The sequence below is a fragment of the Paenibacillus ottowii genome (assembly GCF_050516475.1).
GTDB lineage: Bacteria > Bacillota > Bacilli > Paenibacillales > Paenibacillaceae > Paenibacillus > Paenibacillus ottowii.
Window position 1 is genome coordinate 4442004 of record NZ_CP191577.1, and the last position, 17367, is coordinate 4459370.

General features: G+C 45.2%; 19 protein-coding genes. 6 read left to right on the top strand and 13 right to left on the bottom strand.

Annotated features, from left to right (window positions below):
* Window positions 1–68: 68 nt before the first annotated feature.
* The gene (locus ACQQ6X_RS20765; RefSeq protein ID WP_305166849.1) at window positions 69–635 is read left to right on the top strand and encodes a pyridoxamine 5'-phosphate oxidase family protein; all 567 of its coding nucleotides are present in this window, start codon (window positions 69–71) and stop codon (window positions 633–635) included.
* Window positions 636–726: 91 nt separating this feature from the next.
* On the opposite strand, the gene ACQQ6X_RS20770 is transcribed toward ACQQ6X_RS20765, so the two are convergent.
* Complete coding sequence (locus ACQQ6X_RS20770) at window positions 727–1521, bottom strand: alpha/beta fold hydrolase (RefSeq protein WP_305166850.1); 795 nt, start codon at window positions 1519–1521, stop codon at window positions 727–729.
* Window positions 1522–1609: 88 nt separating this feature from the next.
* Entirely contained in the window at window positions 1610–2200 is a 591-nt protein-coding gene (yyaC, locus tag ACQQ6X_RS20775; RefSeq protein WP_430493485.1) for a spore protease YyaC, read from the bottom strand.
* A gap of 120 nt (window positions 2201–2320) precedes the next feature.
* Here yyaC and ACQQ6X_RS20780 point away from each other — a divergent pair, with 120 nt between their 5' ends.
* Window positions 2321–2548 carry a DUF1128 domain-containing protein gene (locus tag ACQQ6X_RS20780; RefSeq protein ID WP_063212824.1) on the top strand — a complete coding sequence of 76 codons (228 nt, stop codon included), beginning with the start codon at window positions 2321–2323 and terminating at the stop codon, window positions 2546–2548.
* A 157-nt stretch (window positions 2549–2705) separates the two neighbouring features.
* On the opposite strand, the gene ACQQ6X_RS20785 is transcribed toward ACQQ6X_RS20780, so the two are convergent.
* On the bottom strand, window positions 2706–3425 hold the full coding sequence (locus tag ACQQ6X_RS20785; protein ID WP_305166851.1) for a pirin family protein: 720 nt from the start codon (window positions 3423–3425) through the stop codon (window positions 2706–2708).
* Between the two features lie 225 nt (window positions 3426–3650).
* Here ACQQ6X_RS20785 and ACQQ6X_RS20790 point away from each other — a divergent pair, with 225 nt between their 5' ends.
* From ACQQ6X_RS20790 to ACQQ6X_RS20805, 4 genes are all read left to right on the top strand, one after another.
* Entirely contained in the window at window positions 3651–4331 is a 681-nt protein-coding gene (locus tag ACQQ6X_RS20790) for a phosphatase PAP2 family protein (RefSeq protein WP_305166852.1), read from the top strand.
* A 174-nt stretch (window positions 4332–4505) separates the two neighbouring features.
* Entirely contained in the window at window positions 4506–4763 is a 258-nt protein-coding gene (locus tag ACQQ6X_RS20795; RefSeq protein WP_063212827.1) for a GlsB/YeaQ/YmgE family stress response membrane protein, read from the top strand.
* A gap of 40 nt (window positions 4764–4803) precedes the next feature.
* Window positions 4804–5205, top strand: coding sequence for a YtxH domain-containing protein (locus ACQQ6X_RS20800; RefSeq protein WP_305166853.1), 402 nt, complete (start codon window positions 4804–4806; stop codon window positions 5203–5205).
* A 95-nt stretch (window positions 5206–5300) separates the two neighbouring features.
* A complete protein-coding gene (locus ACQQ6X_RS20805) occupies window positions 5301–5771 on the top strand; it encodes a DUF5665 domain-containing protein (RefSeq protein ID WP_305166854.1) in 471 nt (156 codons plus the stop codon).
* Window positions 5772–5890: 119 nt separating this feature from the next.
* Here ACQQ6X_RS20805 and ACQQ6X_RS20810 read toward each other — a convergent pair whose 3' ends face one another.
* From ACQQ6X_RS20810 to ACQQ6X_RS20855, 10 genes are all read right to left on the bottom strand, one after another.
* Window positions 5891–6850, bottom strand: a complete 960-nt coding sequence (locus tag ACQQ6X_RS20810; protein WP_305166855.1) for a magnesium transporter CorA family protein — start codon at window positions 6848–6850, stop codon at window positions 5891–5893.
* A 118-nt stretch (window positions 6851–6968) separates the two neighbouring features.
* Window positions 6969–7742, bottom strand: coding sequence for a sigma-70 family RNA polymerase sigma factor (locus ACQQ6X_RS20815; protein WP_305166856.1), 774 nt, complete (start codon window positions 7740–7742; stop codon window positions 6969–6971).
* Complete coding sequence (rsbW, locus tag ACQQ6X_RS20820; RefSeq protein WP_305166857.1) at window positions 7739–8191, bottom strand: anti-sigma B factor RsbW; 453 nt, start codon at window positions 8189–8191, stop codon at window positions 7739–7741. The genes ACQQ6X_RS20815 and rsbW overlap by 4 nt, the downstream gene beginning before the upstream one ends.
* 18 nt (window positions 8192–8209) lie before the next feature.
* Complete coding sequence (locus tag ACQQ6X_RS20825) at window positions 8210–8548, bottom strand: STAS domain-containing protein (protein WP_305166858.1); 339 nt, start codon at window positions 8546–8548, stop codon at window positions 8210–8212.
* A gap of 100 nt (window positions 8549–8648) precedes the next feature.
* Window positions 8649–10319, bottom strand: coding sequence for a response regulator (locus tag ACQQ6X_RS20830; RefSeq protein ID WP_305166859.1), 1671 nt, complete (start codon window positions 10317–10319; stop codon window positions 8649–8651).
* A 19-nt stretch (window positions 10320–10338) separates the two neighbouring features.
* Window positions 10339–11208, bottom strand: coding sequence for a CheR family methyltransferase (locus ACQQ6X_RS20835; protein WP_305166860.1), 870 nt, complete (start codon window positions 11206–11208; stop codon window positions 10339–10341).
* A gap of 80 nt (window positions 11209–11288) precedes the next feature.
* On the bottom strand, window positions 11289–15008 hold the full coding sequence (locus ACQQ6X_RS20840) for a response regulator (RefSeq protein ID WP_305166861.1): 3720 nt from the start codon (window positions 15006–15008) through the stop codon (window positions 11289–11291).
* Window positions 14992–16173 carry a PP2C family protein-serine/threonine phosphatase gene (locus ACQQ6X_RS20845; RefSeq protein WP_305166862.1) on the bottom strand — a complete coding sequence of 394 codons (1182 nt, stop codon included), beginning with the start codon at window positions 16171–16173 and terminating at the stop codon, window positions 14992–14994. The genes ACQQ6X_RS20840 and ACQQ6X_RS20845 overlap by 17 nt, the downstream gene beginning before the upstream one ends.
* Before the next feature lie 227 nt (window positions 16174–16400).
* Window positions 16401–16742: a general stress protein gene (locus ACQQ6X_RS20850; RefSeq protein ID WP_063212837.1), complete on the bottom strand. Its 342-nt coding sequence runs from the start codon at window positions 16740–16742 to the stop codon at window positions 16401–16403.
* 96 nt (window positions 16743–16838) lie between these two features.
* Entirely contained in the window at window positions 16839–17357 is a 519-nt protein-coding gene (locus tag ACQQ6X_RS20855; RefSeq protein WP_305166863.1) for a hypothetical protein, read from the bottom strand.
* Window positions 17358–17367 lie beyond the last annotated feature (10 nt).

The following is a 17367-nucleotide window of genomic DNA, read 5'->3' on the forward strand; positions in this document are numbered from 1 at the left end:
AATAAAATATTTATTTTCATCCGAAACAAAATTACGCTTTGATATTTTTACGGGGAGGATGTTGACGTATGGGAAAACAATTTAGTTCGATACTACCGGAATATAAGGAGTTTATACAGCGGCAGCATATTTTCTTTGTAGGATCAGCACCTGTATCTGAGACGGGGCATGTGAATATTTCCCCCAAAGGATACGACTCCTTTCGTATATTGTCAGATCATCAGGTAGCCTATCTTGACTTGGCGGGAAGTGGCAACGAGACAAGCGCACACATTATAGAGAACGGACGGGTAACCATCATGTTCTGTGCATTTGAAGGCGAGCCCTGTGTATTAAAGCTCTATGGTACGGGTGCAGTCGTACTGCCTGATACAAAGCGTTGGCTTGAGCTGTATCCTCTCTTCAATCCACTGCCTGGAGCAAGACAAATCATTGTGGTTGATGTTCATATGGTACAACATACATGTGGATTTGCAGTTCCCTTCATGACTTACAAGAGTGAACGGGAAAAGCTGAAGGACGTGGCGATTCAGATGGGCGAAGAAGCACTTAAAAAGTATGCATACGAGAAAAATTTAGAGAGTATCGACGGTTTGCCGACGGCGTTTGCCTTGAACAAAAACAATATGAATTAGGCATTCTACACATCTAATAACAATTTGTACAAAAAACCGGATCCCCTCTGTTACCACATCAGAAGGTTCCGGTTATAGGACTTACCTTACTCTACTTCTTCACGTTCTGGTCCAAAAATGACAAGATGGCATTCGCTAATAACTCTGGTGCTTCAAACAAGCTCATGTGTCCAGACTTCGGTAGGGTAACCTGAGTGACTCCGGCCCGATCTGTTGTAAACGTCCGTGCTGGAGGTACAGCCTGATCCTGCTCTCCTGCTACTAAAATAGCTGGCAATGCAGAAGCTGACAACACATCCCGACGGTCAGGACGTTCGCGCATAGCCAGCGATGCTCCTACAGCTCCTTGTGGAGGTGTTTTGTAGCCAATTTCTTTGACTTTGAGTAGTTGGCTCGGCATCGACTTCACATGTTCAGGAGCAAACAACCCTGGTATGAGCCCATCTACAAAAGTTGTAATCCCTTCCGTTTGAATGGTGGATACAGCCTTATTCCGCTTTTCTTTACCTTCATCCGTATCTGCATAAGCCGTAGAATGAATCAGTCCAAAGGCTGTAAGACGCTCGGCATGTCTCTGTACCGCAGAAAGGGCTAAGTAGCCTCCTAGAGAGTGGCCAAACCATGCAGCCTTAGGAATGTCCAATTGTTCTTGAAGTTTAAGCACATCGTCTGCCATTTGATCAATCGTGTAGGCTCCGAGTGGAGCATCGCTGCGTCCGTGTCCACGCAAGTCTGGAACAATACAACGATAGCTTGAGGACAACAAGGGAACAACTTCATCCCAATAGGAGGAGCTTCCGCAAAATCCGTGCAATAAAATGAGAGGATCTCCTTTTCCCTGCTCGGCATAGCAGATCGTCGTTCCTTCGCATAATACCTTTTCCATGTGGAACCCTTCCTTCTCTGTATATAATCTATTGGTTCTAAACATATTAGTAAGTAGAACATGCTGATGTATATTATTAAGCAGACCGTCAATATCTGAAACGGTAACCTGCTGGAAAATCCTGCGAAGCTGTTTTTAAGCCAAATTCACAAGCCGCTGCATCAGCAATATATGCAGCCATCGTCATGACCAGGTGAAGCGACGTCATCTGGAGTGTCCAGTAGGGTTTGGGACTGCGCTCATTCACAATCGCTGCCACGCTATAATGACCGACAGATGGCAGAGGCAGCCCGACCGATCGAGCAGGGGTTAGCGGCTGACGAGCAACAAGGAACATTCCCGTTGAGCCGTGCTGTCCAAGACAAGCATCTATGGCGATCACGTGATGATCTTGGGGAATACGCTTCAAGTATGAGACCAGATGATCTGCGTCACAGGGCTCCGTCATTGTGCCAATCACATGCGGAAAGCCTTGGTCCTTGAGCATGGTTCCTACCAGTGGCCCAAGTGAGTCTCCCGACGAGCGATCTGTACCGATACAGACAAAAGTCAACTTATCTATAGCATGCTGATGTTGAATTTCTCGGAAAAACAATGCGAGTCCATCGCGATCTGTTTTCTCTACATTAGGTTCTAAGGGCGAGCGACCGGATGCGGAAGCTCGATTATACAAAGACAACTTTGTCCATCCTCCTTATTACAGTTGTATATCGGTAATCTGGCTATCAGTACATTCTACAACAAAAACATGATACAATACAGGCAACTTCCCCTGTTATGAAAGGATGGAACATTAACGATGGATTTGTCTGTACCGTCTCATGCCAACATTGAGTATATGATTGAGGGCATTAAAACCAAGCTCCGTATGGCGAGTGGTGCTGCTATGCAGGCTTCCGCTTTCTCGCTAGAGCAATACGAAGACATCCATGATGTCTACGATATGGTGATCAACAAGCCTAACCTCAGCATTTCTGAGGTTGAAGCCATCGTCTCCGAACTGGGCAGATTGCGCAAGCCCTCCTAACTCAGCTTGTAGGACTGACAGCTTGGCTATATTAAGATTGTCACCACAAATAAAGCTCGTACCTCCAGTCGTCTTAACAGACGTACATAGGATACGAGCTTTATTTTTTCAATATATATAGTTTTTTTATACACTTCTTCCTTTACGCTTGGATGCTTCAAGGCAAATCTACTAATACCAGTTCAGCTATATTCTCATTCCCTGTAGCTAGTATCTTTAATGCACAGCTTTTCTGAATTCGCGCGGCATCGCCAGGTTTTAACTGAAATTCGCCATCCTGACACGTAACTTCTACATGACCACTAATGATATAAATGTGAGTGCGGCGCTCTTCTTGCTGCGGATATTCAAGCTGCTGTCCCTTTTCCAATCTGCTCAGATACAGATTGATATCCTGTGCAATGGATAACGCTCCCTCCACCTCTGAACCAGACACAACCGGCTGAAGTCGGTTTAGGCGTTCACTGTGCTTGAATCTTTGAACCTGATAAGAAGGCTGAAGGTCAGGACGCTCGGGTAGAAACCACATTTGCAAAAAGCGAACCGGGTTTTCATTCCCAGGATTTCGTTCCTCGTGTTCAATCCCGGTACCTGCACTCATAACCTGGACCGAGCCGCTTTTCAAATCCTGTTCATGTCCCAAGCTGTCGCTATGATGGAGAAAACCCTCAATTACATAAGTGACAATTTCCAAATCATGATGCGGGTGTCTTTTGAAACCTTGCTGCGGTTTAAGCTCGTTATCATTATGGGCTAGCATACATCCAAAATGGGCATTGCTTGGATCTTCATAATCGGCAAATGAAAAGCTAAACTCACTATGAATCCATCCTTTATTTGAGGTATGTCTCTCTGCTGACGTCACGATTTTAATCATCCTTAACACCTCCATGGATTTCAGTTCCGTAAAGCAGCCCTTACTTCGTGATTCCACTTCCGGCCCTGCATTTACAAACGCTGTAATACGATCCCTTTACCCCGCACTTATATGCGTCAATCAGCCTATTGTCTCTGTCTGGTTTTGCTCTCCAGTTCGTTATTCGTTAAGTTAATAGTACACAAAATGAATGTATCACAGCCATAAGGAGGCGATTTACTACATATGCTATCCCATAAACCTCAACCATTCCGTTTCTTACCAAACTATTTGCGTCGCAGTCTGTCCGCATCTATGATCATGATCGTTGTCTTGCTGCTCATTGCCTATTCAGTCAGATGGATTGGCACAGCTCCTTTTCTATATTGGGATGAGCGCATTCAGGATATTATTTTTCCAGACACAACTGCTGCTCATTACCAGCTGCTCCCCGTCGCTATATTTATTACATCGTTGGGCTCATTCCACACATCATTACTGATAGCCCTCGTTACCGCAATCTTGTGCAAAGTCTATTTCCGCTCAAAAGCGTATTCCTTTGCCATCCTAAGCAGCTTTACGGCAATGTGGGTGCTGAATACGATCATAAAACAACTTTTACAACGAGAACGCCCGTCTCTTCAACACTTGGTGGAAGCAGGGGGTTACAGTTTTCCCAGCGGTCATGCGATGATTTCCATGGGATTTTACGGAATGATATTTGCCATTTGGGCTATAGAACGAAAGGTTCATCAGCGCACATTCTTCCTTCCGTGTGTGCTTGGTGCATTACTCATTCTCTTGATTGGGCTCAGCCGTGTATATTTGGGAGTTCATTTTCCCACGGACATTGCAGGTGGCTATATTGCAGGTATGATCTGGCTGCTATTTACCGTTCCCGTGGTCTATTGGCGAGCGCGTTTGTAGCGTTCCTTTCCACCGTCTCCCCCTCGCCTATGAGCACTCGTAAGAAGGCATTTTTTGTTTCACTCCGGGTCACGACGTTTATATACGAAGTAAGCAAAGCTAAAAAATATTGAAGCTCAGCATTCATCAAAAACCTTATCGTTGTGTGAACTCAGGATAAAGGAGGCGATCCTTGTGTGGGGAATTGTCCTAAGTATTGTAATGGCTATTATTATCGGATTGATTGGCGATGCACTGGCTGGTCATGAAATGCCTGGCGGCATTGCAGGCTCTATGATTGCTGGTTTTGTAGGAGCTTGGCTCGGTGCTACGATCCTAGGAGACTGGGGCCCAGTCATCGGGGATTTTGCAGTCATTCCAGCCATACTGGGAACCGCATTGTTCGTGTTCTTGCTCGGACTTGTGTCCAGGCTATTAAGAAGGGCTACCTAACATTTATATATTTTTTATTCTATAAAAGGAGTGATCTATCATGAGTAACATCGACAATCAAAATATGGCAAGCACTTCAGGTTTTGCAAAGGGTTTATTCATCGGAGGTTTGATTGGTGCTGCGGCAGCCCTGCTGTTCGCACCAAAGCCGGGCCGCGATTTGCGTAGCGATCTGTCTGAAAAAATGACTGTTGTGTCCGATAAAACTAAGGATGTTGCATCTGTAGTCAGCAGTAAAGCGACAGATTTGGCTAAAACCGTGTCCACCAAAACAGCAGATGTAGCCAAAACGGTATCCGAGAGCAAAGACAACATCGTAGCCAGCGTAACTAAAGCCTCTGCGGATGTTGCTAATGAAGCAGCCAAAGCAGATAAAGAAGTTATGGATGCAACCGCTCAGGCCGCCAAGGACACTCAGAAACAATTAAACGCAAATTCATAACAGGAACACATTCTGATTACAACCATAATAAGCTCCAAACACTGAACAGCCAGCAGGCAACAAGCTGGCTGTTTTTAAATGATAGAAAGGCTGGGATGACCATGAACAAATCAAACTCTTATGGAGATGATCTTGCCCGGAACAACAAAAGAACCTTTCATCCTCTTGAGAAACAAGATCAACCAGACGAAGTTTCATCCAAGCACGCCTCTGCTACTCCTGTTAAAAAGCATGATCATGATAGAGATTTTGATGTAAATGAACATCCTTTTGAGCTGCGCCATGAGGTCAAACGGCTTAACAAACGTCTGGATCAAATTGCAGACACATTGGAAAAAGCAGAATTCAAAGATATTTTAGAGAACTACTCCAGCACCAAAAGAAGAATTATCAGCAATCTGACGGCCGGGATTTCACGGGGGCTTGGCCTTACGCTGGGAACAGTGGTCATACTCGCTTTACTCGCTTGGTTGCTCAGCTTCCTGGTACAGTTAAATCTTCCGGTCATCGGAGACTTCATCGCCGAATTGTTAGGATATATCAAAATGAGCCAGGGTACTAAGTAATTGTCTTTTATCTCATATAAAACGATCCATCACCATCGTAATCGGTATTAGGCTTAACACGCCTCCGATGGTGATGGATCGTTTTTTACATATACATCATTAAATGCTGTAAGCGGCCGCTACAATTTGTTGCGCTTGTTTGTTTGTAATAAATCTCCTGTCCATCCCTTCATCATCAGCCAGCCGTACATCCCCGCCATACTTAGCACAGTAACAATGATCACGCAGGCGAAGCCCCAGCCTGTTTTAATCCAGGGTAGATTTTCAAAGTTCATACCCCAAATAGCTCCAACTACAGTGGCAGGTGTAAATACAGCGGTCACAATGGTGAGCGTCTTTGAAATCTCATTGCCCCTAAACGCAGAAATAGCGTCATCTATAGAGATCAGTGTATCGATTTCCTTTTCATAATGGCGGAAAAGTCCCTCCATCCGAGTGACCCGGTACAGTAACTGTTTAAAAAAGCGATTCTCCTCCAGCTTATCCAGGTATGCTTCCCGGGAAGCCGTGACCAGCTCTGAAAAAGGAATGAACATATTGCTCCAATACAACAATTCGAAACGCGCATTCAATATGGAATCCATTAGCGTACGTGCATTCCTTTTCTCCATGTCCTCCTCCAGTCTTCTTAGATTGATCTCAAACTTGTCCATACCTGTATGAAAATAATGAAGCACAGCTCTCGCCAATACGAACATGCCGTCAGCTGCGTCCTCACATTGTTCCAGCATGGTTTGGCGCTCTGCGGTATGCATAATTTCACGGGTATTTTGGTCCAGATTTAAGGTCACTAACTTCTGGTTTAGGACGAGGAAATAAAACTTATTGCAGTTGCGCTGACTGTCGATCTCCTCCTGAACGGAGTAGATCAACGATCCACACATCAACGGTTGATGGCCATCTGGAAAGCGCACAGAAATAAAGCTGGATGGAATGTCTTCTACCTTATCCAGCCACTCTGCGGCCTCTGGAATCTTCTGTTTCAAGTGCTGTATGACCGAATCCTGCCAGTCCGTAGCACAGACGTCCCACCATTCCCAACCTCTACGAAAGGTAGAAATCTGTTCAAATGCTGTCATAGATTCCATCCTTTCTTTACTTTTTCCGCTTTATAAAAAGGACACGCTTCCCTAATTGGAATAACGTGTCCTTACGATGGAGCGACAAATATTATAAGCGATGAATTCATCGATGTGCTCATGAAAGAGAGGAATTAGACATAATCTGCTTCAACTTTTCTGTTGCTCGCTTCTGAATACGGGAAACACTCATCTGCGATACGCCTAACGTCTGCGCAATCGCACGCTGAGATTGACCATCCTGAAATGCAAGAAGGAGCACTTTCTGTTCCTGCTCTTTCAGTTGGCTTAAAGCATGCTGCAGATCCATCCGTTTTTCCACTGTGTCAAAATCGTTAGCATCCGAGCTAATGAGCTCCCCTAACGTTGCTGCGCTCTCTTCCTGGGATAATGGCGAGTCCAGTGAAACATAGTGGTAGCACTCGCGACCAGCAAGCACCTCGATCGTTTCCTCAACCGTAAGATCCAGATACTCCGCTATCTCGTCTACATTGGGTGAGCGTTCTAATTTGACGGTCAGCTCATCAATGGCATGTTGAACAAGCGCTCCCTTTTCCTTAATACGGCGAGGAACCTGGATGTACCAGGATTTATCGCGCAAATAATTTTTCATATGTCCCAGCATACTTTTCATAGCGTATGGTTCAAACGGGATACCCAAGCTGATATCGTATTGCTGGAGCAGACGTATCAAAGCCATCTGACCGGTCTGATATAAATCCTCGTATAAGTCCGGGCGGTTACGAGATATCTTCCCGGCAGCCATTTTGACCATAGGCTCATACTTGCGGATCAGCACGGTAGCAATTTCGTTATCTTTGGTTTGTTGGTACTCCCAGATTAGACCAACGGCTTCATCCATCGACTCTGGGGGAGTTACCTTTTCATTCATACTGTTTCCTCACTTCTGGTTAGACGCTTTACCAGCACTACTTCGGTGCCTTTTCCTGTCTCATTCAAGATTTGAACATCGTCCATAAGCGCCTGCATGAGATAAAAACCTAATCCGCCAATCTGTGCATCATTCAACTCCTTGTCATGCAAGGATGCGATACGGGACGGGTCCTCCACGCGTTCAAAGCTCTCCCCTTCATCTTTGACACGAATGGACAACGAAGCTTCGTCAAATTCGAATGCTACTTCTACAACTCCTCCCTCATGACCATATGCATAAAGGACAGAGTTATTACAGGCTTCCGATACAGCCACTTTCATGTCTTCAATATCCTCATAAGAGAATCCCATTTTCGCGGCAATACCATATAAATTTAATCTTACAATATCAACAAAGTCAGCTGTGGCCGGCAAATTAAGAACTACTTTTTGAATTTGAGCATTCATTTCTTTTTCTTTCCTTTCCTATTGGGAATTCTCCTGGGGGACAAAGAATTTGGCAATACCGGTCATATCAAACAGCTTTTGAATCTGAGGCGGTACCTCTTGAACTGTAAACCGGGACTCCATCCCATGCCTTGCTTTTAAAATGGATAACAAAATACCAATGCCAGTGCTGTCAATGTATTTAAGGTCTCTTAAGTTAACAATCAAATCCTGGCTGGATTCCCCCACTAAAGGCTCCATGACCAGACGGAAATCAGGTGCTACCGAAAGATCCAATTCTCCACTCAGATAAACGGTATTTACACCATCTGCTGTTTCTGTGATCGCATTGAACTTCTCATTTTTATTAGTATTCATTGGCCTACTCTCCCAAAAAAAGATTTCCCTACATACTAACCCAATATACGAGTGTTTGAATCACGTTATCACTTTTTATACACCTGTAAAATACAACCAGCTAAGCTTCATTGATTCGGTCTTTACCTGGCCGCATTGGAAAATGGTCCGGAGAATGCCGGAGCAACGCCTGTTTTACACTGCTGATTTTAACAGGCTTGCTAATATAATCGTTCATTCCAGCTTCAATACATCGGGGCTGAATTCCCTCCATGACGTTAGCTGTCATAGCGATAATGGCAGGTTGAGATCTTCCCGCCAATTGTTCACGTACTTTACTCGTACACTCCAGACCGTCCATTACAGGCATCTGCAAGTCCATAAAGATATAGTCGTAATCCTGATTCGCAATAACCATATCAAGCGCCTGTTGCCCATCTGCGGCCACGTCTGAAGCCAAACCGAGCTTATCCAGTATATTTACCATCAGCTTCTGATTGATGGGATGGTCATCCACGACTAGTACGGGTTTACGGGTGGGAGACTCCTGATGTGGAATTTCCCAAACGTGGCTGGACTCCCCTTCCAGTTCATTTTCCTTGGCAATGCCAAGTTTCATTGTAAAATGAAACGTCACACCCTGTTCTCCACTCGTATCCACACGGATATCTCCGCCCATCATATTCACTAAGGTTTTGCAAATAGCGAGTCCCAGACCCGTTCCACCATATTTGCGTGTCATAGAAGAATCCAGTTGGGAAAAAGGGTGAAATAGTCTTCCAACCTTAGCGGGATCGATACCAATGCCTGTATCTTTTACAGAAAACTCAACTGTAAGCCCATTGTCGCTACGCTCTTTGACTGATGCGAAGACATATACCCCGCCCTGGTCTGTAAATTTGACGGCATTGGAAACCAGGTTAATCAGCACTTGCCGTATTCTACCCATATCCCCATATAACACGGGAGGCATCTGTTCATCGAGAAAATAAACCAGCTCCAAATTTTTGCGGTTCACCTCTACCGTAAACAGGCTGAAAACTTCCTTGATACAGGAAACCAAATCAAACGGATATTCCTCAACCTCCATCTTCCCTGACTCCAGCTTGGTAAAGTCCAGAATATCATTGATGACCGCGACCAGCGCGTCTGCACTGCGACGGATGATATCGGCATATTCCTGCTGATCGTTTTGCAGCTCTGTCTCCATCAGCAGATCAATCATGCCAATGACACCGTTCATAGGCGTACGAATTTCATGGCTCATCATTGCCAAAAATTCAGTTTTGGCATTAGCAGCAATCTCTGCCGCTTCCTTGGCGGCAATCAGTTCGCTATTCATCTTTTCCAGCTCCTGCGTCTTCTGGTGCAGCAGCATGGACTGTGTTTTCAAACGCTTATTTGTCAGATACATTTGTACGAAGCCTTCAATTTTGGACTTGAGAATTTGAGGGATGAACGGCTTCACCATATAATCAATACCGCCCGCTGAATATCCGGCAAACAAATGCTCCGCTTCCTTGCTGTTAGCTGAAATGAAGATAATCGGAATATCCTTCGTCTTCTCTCTGGCCTTGATTAACTTTGCGGTCTCAATTCCATCCATACCCGGCATTTGCACATCGAGGACCACGAGTGCAAATTCATCTTTTAACAGACATCGCAACGCTTCTTCCCCAGATGTGGCCTTTACCAGATTATATTGTTCACTCTCCAGCACTGCCTCAAGAGCGAGCAGGTTCTCAGGTCTATCATCTACCAGCAATATATGAATCGGTTCATGAAGCCCCATGGAATCCTCCTAAGCATCTCTATTTAATCTTCCGGTATATTTTCTCTACCCGGTCCAGCGGCTCGTAGGAATCACTATAATCGGTAAAATGTATGGATTCCTTGGCCCCAAGCACCAACACACCAAAATGACTCAAGCTATCGTAAAACAACCCATGTACGTGGTTGCGAAGTTCATCGTTAAAATAAATCATAACATTCCGGCAAAAAATAACATTGAACTCGTTAAAAGACCGATCTGTCGCTAAATTATGCTCAGCAAAAATGATATTTTTTCGTAAAAAGGGATGAAACATTACCGAATCATACTTGGCTGTATAATATTCAGAGAACGATTGTGTGCCCCCTGATTCCAAATAATTTTTGGTATACAGCTTCATTCGGTCAATCCCGTATACGCCTTCCTTCGCTTGTTGTAAAGACAGGTTATTCATATCCGTCGCATAAATACGGGCCTTGTCATATAAGCCTTCCTCATACAGCATGATTGCCATAGAGTACACTTCCTCACCTGTGGAGCAACCTGCATGCCATATTCGGATATACGGATACGTCCGTAAAATAGGAATGATCTTTTGCCTGAAAATTAGAAACAGCTCCGGGTCGCGAAACATCTCGGTCACCGGAATGGAAAGACTCTGTACCAGTCTATCGAAGGCGCTGCGATCATGCAGCACCTTCTCCTGAAGCCCTGATATCGTGCTTACGTTCTCGGACTGCGCTTGATAATAAATACGCCGCTTGATCGATGGCAGAGCGTAGTTGCGAAAATCGTAGCCGTACAGCCGATGAATACCTTCCAGCAACAGCTCAATCTCAATCATTTCCCGCTCATTGTCATTCGATTTCACTTCATTAGCAGCATTATCCGCCATATCCTTCGATGTCATAATCTCTCTCCAATTCCTAAATAGGTTTTGCCTGTACCGCTCTGAATCAAGTGTCAATTTATATTACCCATTTTTTTGGATTACGAATACAACCACACCCGCATTAATGATAAAAGCTGTTCGGTTTGAATCGGTTTTTTTACATAATCGGAGGCGCCTGCCTCAATACACTTGGAGCGATCATCCTTCATCGCCTTGGCTGTCAGGGCAATAATAGGCAACTTCTCGAATTGCGGCATTACTCGAATCCGTCGCATTGCTTCATATCCATCCATTTCCGGCATCATCATATCCATCAGCACCAGATCAAAATCAGGCGTTTGTTCGAGCATTTCCAGAGCTTCCCTTCCATTTTCCGCAAAGGTAACCTCCATACGATAGCTTTCCAGCACACTAGACAAAGCAAATACATTACGAATATCATCGTCTACCAACAATATTTTTTTGCCTTCAAACAGCTCTTCCTTATTATAAAGCTTTTGCAAAATTTTACGTTTATCCTCAGGAAGATTCGCCTCTACCCGATGCAGGAACAACGTAGTCTCATCCAAGAGCCGCTCAGGTGATTTGACATCCTTAATAATAATGGATTCTGCATATTTTCGGAGTTGTGTTTCTTCTTTACTATCCAGATCTTTGCCTGTATAAATAATGATCGGTAGATCGGTGAGCTGCTCGTTTTCCCGAATGCGGTCGAGCAATTCAAAGCCTGTCATGTCACTCAGCATCAAATCCAGTACCATGCAGTCATACCGCTGGGTGGCTAGCTCGTTCAGTGCTTCTTTACCTGTCGATACCGCCGTAATGGCCACATCGTCATGGTCGATGAGCTCAATAATGGACTTACGCTGATTATCATCATCCTCCACCACAAGCAGGCGTTTTACCATTTGATCTGTATACGATTTTATATGTGAAAATGCCTTATCCAGGCTTTCCTTCGAAGAAGGCTTTTTGAGATAGGCAATTGCGCCCATCATTAAGCCCTGCTTCACATCATCAATGACCGAAATCACATGTACTGGAATATGACGTGTCGATGAGTTTCCTTTCAGCTCGCCCAAAATGGACCAGCCATCCATCACTGGTAACTGAATATCTAATATAATAGCGTCCGGCAAATAAGAATGAGCCATGTTCAGCCCATCGTCTCCTTTGAGAGCAATCAGCGCCTTAAAGCCCCGGCTGCGGGCCATGTCGTACAAAATATTAGCAAAATTAATATCATCTTCAATAATCAGCAGCACTTTATCCTGCGGGGTAATCTCATTTCGGTCGTCACCCGGATGCTTAATGTCCTCCGCTCCGCTCTTCAAAGGCATCTGATACACGGGTAAGCGTTCAGCAGGCATGATCATGGAAAGATTTGCTTCTGATGAAGCAGCGACATCTTCAAAATCCAGGTTCACCTCTGCACTGCTGCGCGCCTCTCTCGAATGAGAATCCTTAATCTCTTCGGTAGGCGTTTGTTCCGGCAAATACAGTGTGAAGCAGCTGCCCTGTCCCTGCTCGGATTCGACTGTAATGGCACCGCCCAACAATTTGGAAAGCTCACGGCTGATTGACAGTCCCAGCCCTGTTCCCCCGTATTTCCGGCTAGTCGTACCGTCTACCTGCTGGAAGGCTTCGAAGATCAGATCTGTTTTATCTGATGCAATCCCGATGCCTGTATCACGTACAGATAAAGCCAGGTAGGATTTTCGTGAATCTAGCATATCTGGAAGCTGCTCTCCGTTTGCCCGAGATACCTTGAAACGAATAGAACCTTCGGTGGTGAACTTGAACGCATTGGACAGCAAATTACGTAAAATTTGTTTGAGACGATAACTATCACTAATAATAGCTTCTGGCAAGTCTTCTTCAATTTCGGTATGCAGATGAAGCTCACGTTTGGCTGCAACTGGAGCAAAGTTCTGTTCAACAAATAGCTCTAGTTCCTTTAGATGAACCGTTTCATGGTTAATATCCATTTTTCCAGCATCCACTTTGGATAAATCCAGAATCTCATCAATCATTTTCAACAAGTCCGCGCCTGACATATAAATGGTTTGTGCATATTCCACTTGTTTGGGCTTGAGATTGCCTTCCTTGTTCTCAGACAGCAGCTGAGAAAGAATGAGCAAGCTATTTAGCGGAGTCCGCAATTCATGCGACATATTGGCCAAAAACTCAGATTTGTATTTGCTTGTAATCCCTAGCTGCATCGCCTGCTGCTCCAACTGGGCCCGTGCACGTTCGATCTCGTCGTTCTTTTCTTTCACTTCTCGAACCTGTTCTTCCAGTGCTCTCGTTTTGGCAATCAGTTCAGTATTAAAATGCTCTAATTCTTCCTGCTGACGCTGTAATAGCTCTTCGGAACGCTTGAGTTCCTCTGTTTGCTCCTCCAAATTCTCGTTGGAACGTTTGAGCTCTTCTTGTTGAGTTTGCAGCTCTTCGGACTGGCATTGCAATTCCTCGGTAAGTGCCTGCGATTCGCGCAGCAATTGCTCAACCCGCATCCGTCCCTTGATATTGTTCAAAATGATCCCCAAGCTCTCCACTAACTGTGCAAACAGCTTCGTTTCCAGCTCAGTGAAGCGATCCAGTGACGCTATTTCTACGGCACCAATGCATTCATCCTCGAACAAAATGGGAAAAATCATAATTCCCACTGGCTTACTTTCTCCTAAGGCGGAGCCAATGGACAAGTATCCTTCAGGCGCCTCTGCAATCAAGATCGGCTTACGATCCAGAACACACTGTCCAAGCAAACCTTCGCCCACTTGGATAACATCTCTGATCGAGCCTTCGCCAGTCACCTTTGCATAGGAGCCATATAACTTGAATCGGTGGTCTTCTACATCCTTCCCTTGCAAATAGATGGCTCCATAGCTGCCTCCCAAGATGGGCGTAAATTCACTAATAAACATCTGAGCAACCTGCTCCAGTGAATTCACACCGCGAAACAGCTCCGTCACCCGTGCAGTATTGGCATTAAGCCATGTTTGGTCCTTCTGCGTTTGAAGAACAGAATGCTCGAATTTCCTTTTTTCATCCAGATCTCCAGCCAATTGTTGAAATACACGAGCGACCTCTCCGATTTCATCTTTGGAGGCCACACTCATCCGGCTGATGGCCCTGTACTTCCCCTTGCCAAAGCCGCTCATCATGAGGTTAACGGTATTTAGACCTTTGGCAATGCTTGGGAGCACCCACAAAATAACCAGTAAGCCCATGATCAGGCCAGCAGCCATCAGGATTGTGGTTATCTGCACAGATTCCTCATAAGCCAGATTGGCTTGCTTCATATCGTTATCAATCTCCCGATCCTGAAAAACGGCAAGGGTGTTAATGCTGTCCATTGCCTCCTCTTGAGCAGGCAAACCCGTGCTGTTACGGAAAGCATTAGCTTCCTCAATACGATCTTGCCCCAATAAGGAAATGAGTCTCTCTTCGTAGTTTAGGAAATCCTTCCAGGCGACAGCCACCCGGTCAATCTGCTGTTGTTCTTCGCTCGTGCCAGAGTCCGTTTGCAGACTAGCCAGCATTTTTGTTCCAGTAGCGGAAATATCATCAAGCTCGCGTTTGGCCTCGCCGACAGAGGAGCCCGGATTCAAGATCAGGTTGGCCATGACTTTAGCCATATCGTTCACCTGTCCGCGTATAGCCGTTGTTTTCCGGACCTTCACATATCGTTCTTGATACACCTGGTTGAGCTGTTCATTCAGGCTCCCCATCCGGTCATAGCTGATTAGCGTCAGCACAAGGAGGATCGCCATAAGCGATCCAAAGCCAATCAGCAGTTTATTTCTGATTTTCATGCAAGCTCTCTCCCTCTTTCAATGAAATCCAGATCAGGCACTTATCATCATCGCGATCCTGCGGTCCTTCGTTACGAAAAAACGCATCCAGCATCGCTTCTTCATTCCATTCTTCATACTTGCGCAGACAGGCAGTCAGATACTCCAATTGCTCCTCATATTCTCCTTTTACTGCCTCCAGCAAGCCATCTGTATACAAAGCGATATGTCCAGTTCCTTCGTAATAAATCGTGTGCATCTCTGCATCAATTTTATCAAACAATCCGACCGGGCTACACGCACGGTCTAATTTGGTTATGCTGCCGTCCTGGTTGAACAGCAAGCCGGGAGGGTGCCCTGCATTTACATAGTCAATTCGCCGTGAACGAGTATCAATCACCATATAAATCGCCGTAAAATAATACTGTACCAGCTGCTTGCCCAGATCCAGTTGATTAAAACGACGATTTAGCTCTTGTATGACCTTCTCGGGCTCCACATACGTGATGACTGTATCCTTGAGTACAGACGCAATGAACATGCAAAACAAAGAAGAAGAAATGCCATGGCCCATCATATCGAGCAAAATGATAGCATATCTCCCTTCTCCTAGCGGATACCATGAATATAAATCCCCCGCCAGTTCAAAGGAAGGCTGGTACAGTGCATTCGCATGCAGCATCGGGTCCTGAATGGCAGGACTAAGCACCGCCTGCTGAACCATCGCAGCCAGCTTTAATTCATCCTGAATCCGTTGATCCCGATCCTTATGCCAGTCCTTTTCCTGCTTGAGACGCAAGGCAGACCGAATTCGAGCCATCAGCTCTACCTTGTTGATTGGCTTCGTGACATAATCGACGGCTCCCACATCCAAGGCTTCGGCCAACTTTTTGGAATCGCCTACAGCGGTAACCATAATAATCGGAATATCTTTTAAATGCTCATATTCCTGTACGATGCTGCATGCTTCAATGCCGTCCATTTCAGGCATCATCATATCCAGCAGCACCAAATCAATATCCGAAGGACGGGGCCGAAGACTAATGGTACGGTCGCCGATTCCCAAATGCTCCAGCATTTCTGCGGCCGAGCTGGCAGAGATTACATCGCGATAATTTTCTTTTTTTAGTATTTCACGAATAATAATGACATTCGTTGGATTATCGTCAACAATTAGAATTCTCATTGCTCTCTCCTTATCTGTAACCCATGTATTATACTATACCTGCTTAGGGGGCAACACCCATGTTGATTAGGAATAGCGTTTCCGTAAGCAGGCATTCCAAAAACATAGATAAGGAATGAGGCTGAAGCCCCATTCCTTATCTATGTTTTTGGAGGACCCGCGGAACACTGTGCTGCGGCCACATCCTCTTTTTCAAATCTATCTGATCCTATGATGAACTGGCAATATCACGATTTTTTCGCAATAACCAGCACTTTACCTTGATCCAATTCTTTTTCATAAAAATCTGCTTCCGTATCTGTAAAGCCCAAGGAAGTGATTTTAGCACGAAGCTCATCACCACGGGAACGGAACAAATTCGCTAAGGAATCGAAAACGCCTTCTTCCTTAATCCCGATTTCTTTGGCTGCCACCGTATCTGCAATACGATCCGTCCGATCCTGATCATGAGCGAGCACGAACACATCCTCATAACGATAGCCCGTGTTACGCAACTCATTCACAGCTTCAACGGCTTGTACACCGTTCTCTACCACCTTGGCATAAGATTTATGATTGGTCTGATTCATGTTTCTCACGCTCCTTTAAGGATTGACTTCTCTGACTATTACACTTTATACATCCATTTGAAACTTCCATATGATGTCACGGCTCGAAAAAATCGATCACCACTCTGTTTCATCAAAAAACTCAACATACTTTGGCTTATCAGACGTTTTATCGGTAAATACTTTGATCGCACGCTGCCCGCGCACATACACCTCTCCGTCTTCTGCGGTGAATTGCGAGCCGCCCAGCGCTTGATCCAGCGTTTTCCGTTGCAGCGGCAGCCACTTATCATTAACCTTGATTCGACCGGCAGCAGGGTCTACATGCACATAAGAGACGACGTCATCACGCATACCTACGGTGACATCCGGATATTGGTATTCTGTAGAAAGCAGCAGCATATCCTTCTTGATTCGAAGCGGCTTCCCCAGTTTTTTCAATACATCCGCACGAGTATCATCCAGAGATATACCATTTAAGGTATGAAAATCGGTTGGTGCAGCATGTGGAGCGGTTATCGTCTGAACAGTCCTTACCATATGCCCCGCTGTCTGCGGGGAGACGGTTTGCTGAACCGTATCCTGTCCGGAAAAGGGAGTGAGCAAACCAGCGGCTAGTAATAATGTCTTCATCATAATTCTCACC

Bases quoted from the DNA above. Each gene is read 5' to 3' on its own strand.
- ACQQ6X_RS20765 (WP_305166849.1), top strand. From the start codon at position 69: ATGGGAAAACAATTTAGTTCGATACTACCGGAATATAAGGAGTTTATA.
- ACQQ6X_RS20770 (WP_305166850.1), bottom strand. From the start codon at position 1,521: ATGGAAAAGGTATTATGCGAAGGAACGACGATCTGCTATGCCGAGCAG.
- ACQQ6X_RS20780 (WP_063212824.1), top strand. From the start codon at position 2,321: ATGGATTTGTCTGTACCGTCTCATGCCAACATTGAGTATATGATTGAG.
- ACQQ6X_RS20785 (WP_305166851.1), bottom strand. From the start codon at position 3,425: ATGATTAAAATCGTGACGTCAGCAGAGAGACATACCTCAAATAAAGGA.
- ACQQ6X_RS20790 (WP_305166852.1), top strand. From the start codon at position 3,651: ATGCTATCCCATAAACCTCAACCATTCCGTTTCTTACCAAACTATTTG.
- ACQQ6X_RS20800 (WP_305166853.1), top strand. From the start codon at position 4,804: ATGAGTAACATCGACAATCAAAATATGGCAAGCACTTCAGGTTTTGCA.
- ACQQ6X_RS20805 (WP_305166854.1), top strand. From the start codon at position 5,301: ATGACCATGAACAAATCAAACTCTTATGGAGATGATCTTGCCCGGAAC.
- ACQQ6X_RS20810 (WP_305166855.1), bottom strand. From the start codon at position 6,850: ATGACAGCATTTGAACAGATTTCTACCTTTCGTAGAGGTTGGGAATGG.
- ACQQ6X_RS20815 (WP_305166856.1), bottom strand. From the start codon at position 7,742: ATGAATGAAAAGGTAACTCCCCCAGAGTCGATGGATGAAGCCGTTGGT.
- rsbW (WP_305166857.1), bottom strand. From the start codon at position 8,191: ATGAATGCTCAAATTCAAAAAGTAGTTCTTAATTTGCCGGCCACAGCT.
- ACQQ6X_RS20825 (WP_305166858.1), bottom strand. From the start codon at position 8,548: ATGAATACTAATAAAAATGAGAAGTTCAATGCGATCACAGAAACAGCA.
- ACQQ6X_RS20830 (WP_305166859.1), bottom strand. From the start codon at position 10,319: ATGGGGCTTCATGAACCGATTCATATATTGCTGGTAGATGATAGACCT.
- ACQQ6X_RS20835 (WP_305166860.1), bottom strand. From the start codon at position 11,208: ATGACATCGAAGGATATGGCGGATAATGCTGCTAATGAAGTGAAATCG.
- ACQQ6X_RS20840 (WP_305166861.1), bottom strand. From the start codon at position 15,008: ATGAAAATCAGAAATAAACTGCTGATTGGCTTTGGATCGCTTATGGCG.
- ACQQ6X_RS20845 (WP_305166862.1), bottom strand. From the start codon at position 16,173: ATGAGAATTCTAATTGTTGACGATAATCCAACGAATGTCATTATTATT.
- ACQQ6X_RS20850 (WP_063212837.1), bottom strand. From the start codon at position 16,742: ATGAATCAGACCAATCATAAATCTTATGCCAAGGTGGTAGAGAACGGT.
- ACQQ6X_RS20855 (WP_305166863.1), bottom strand. From the start codon at position 17,357: ATGATGAAGACATTATTACTAGCCGCTGGTTTGCTCACTCCCTTTTCC.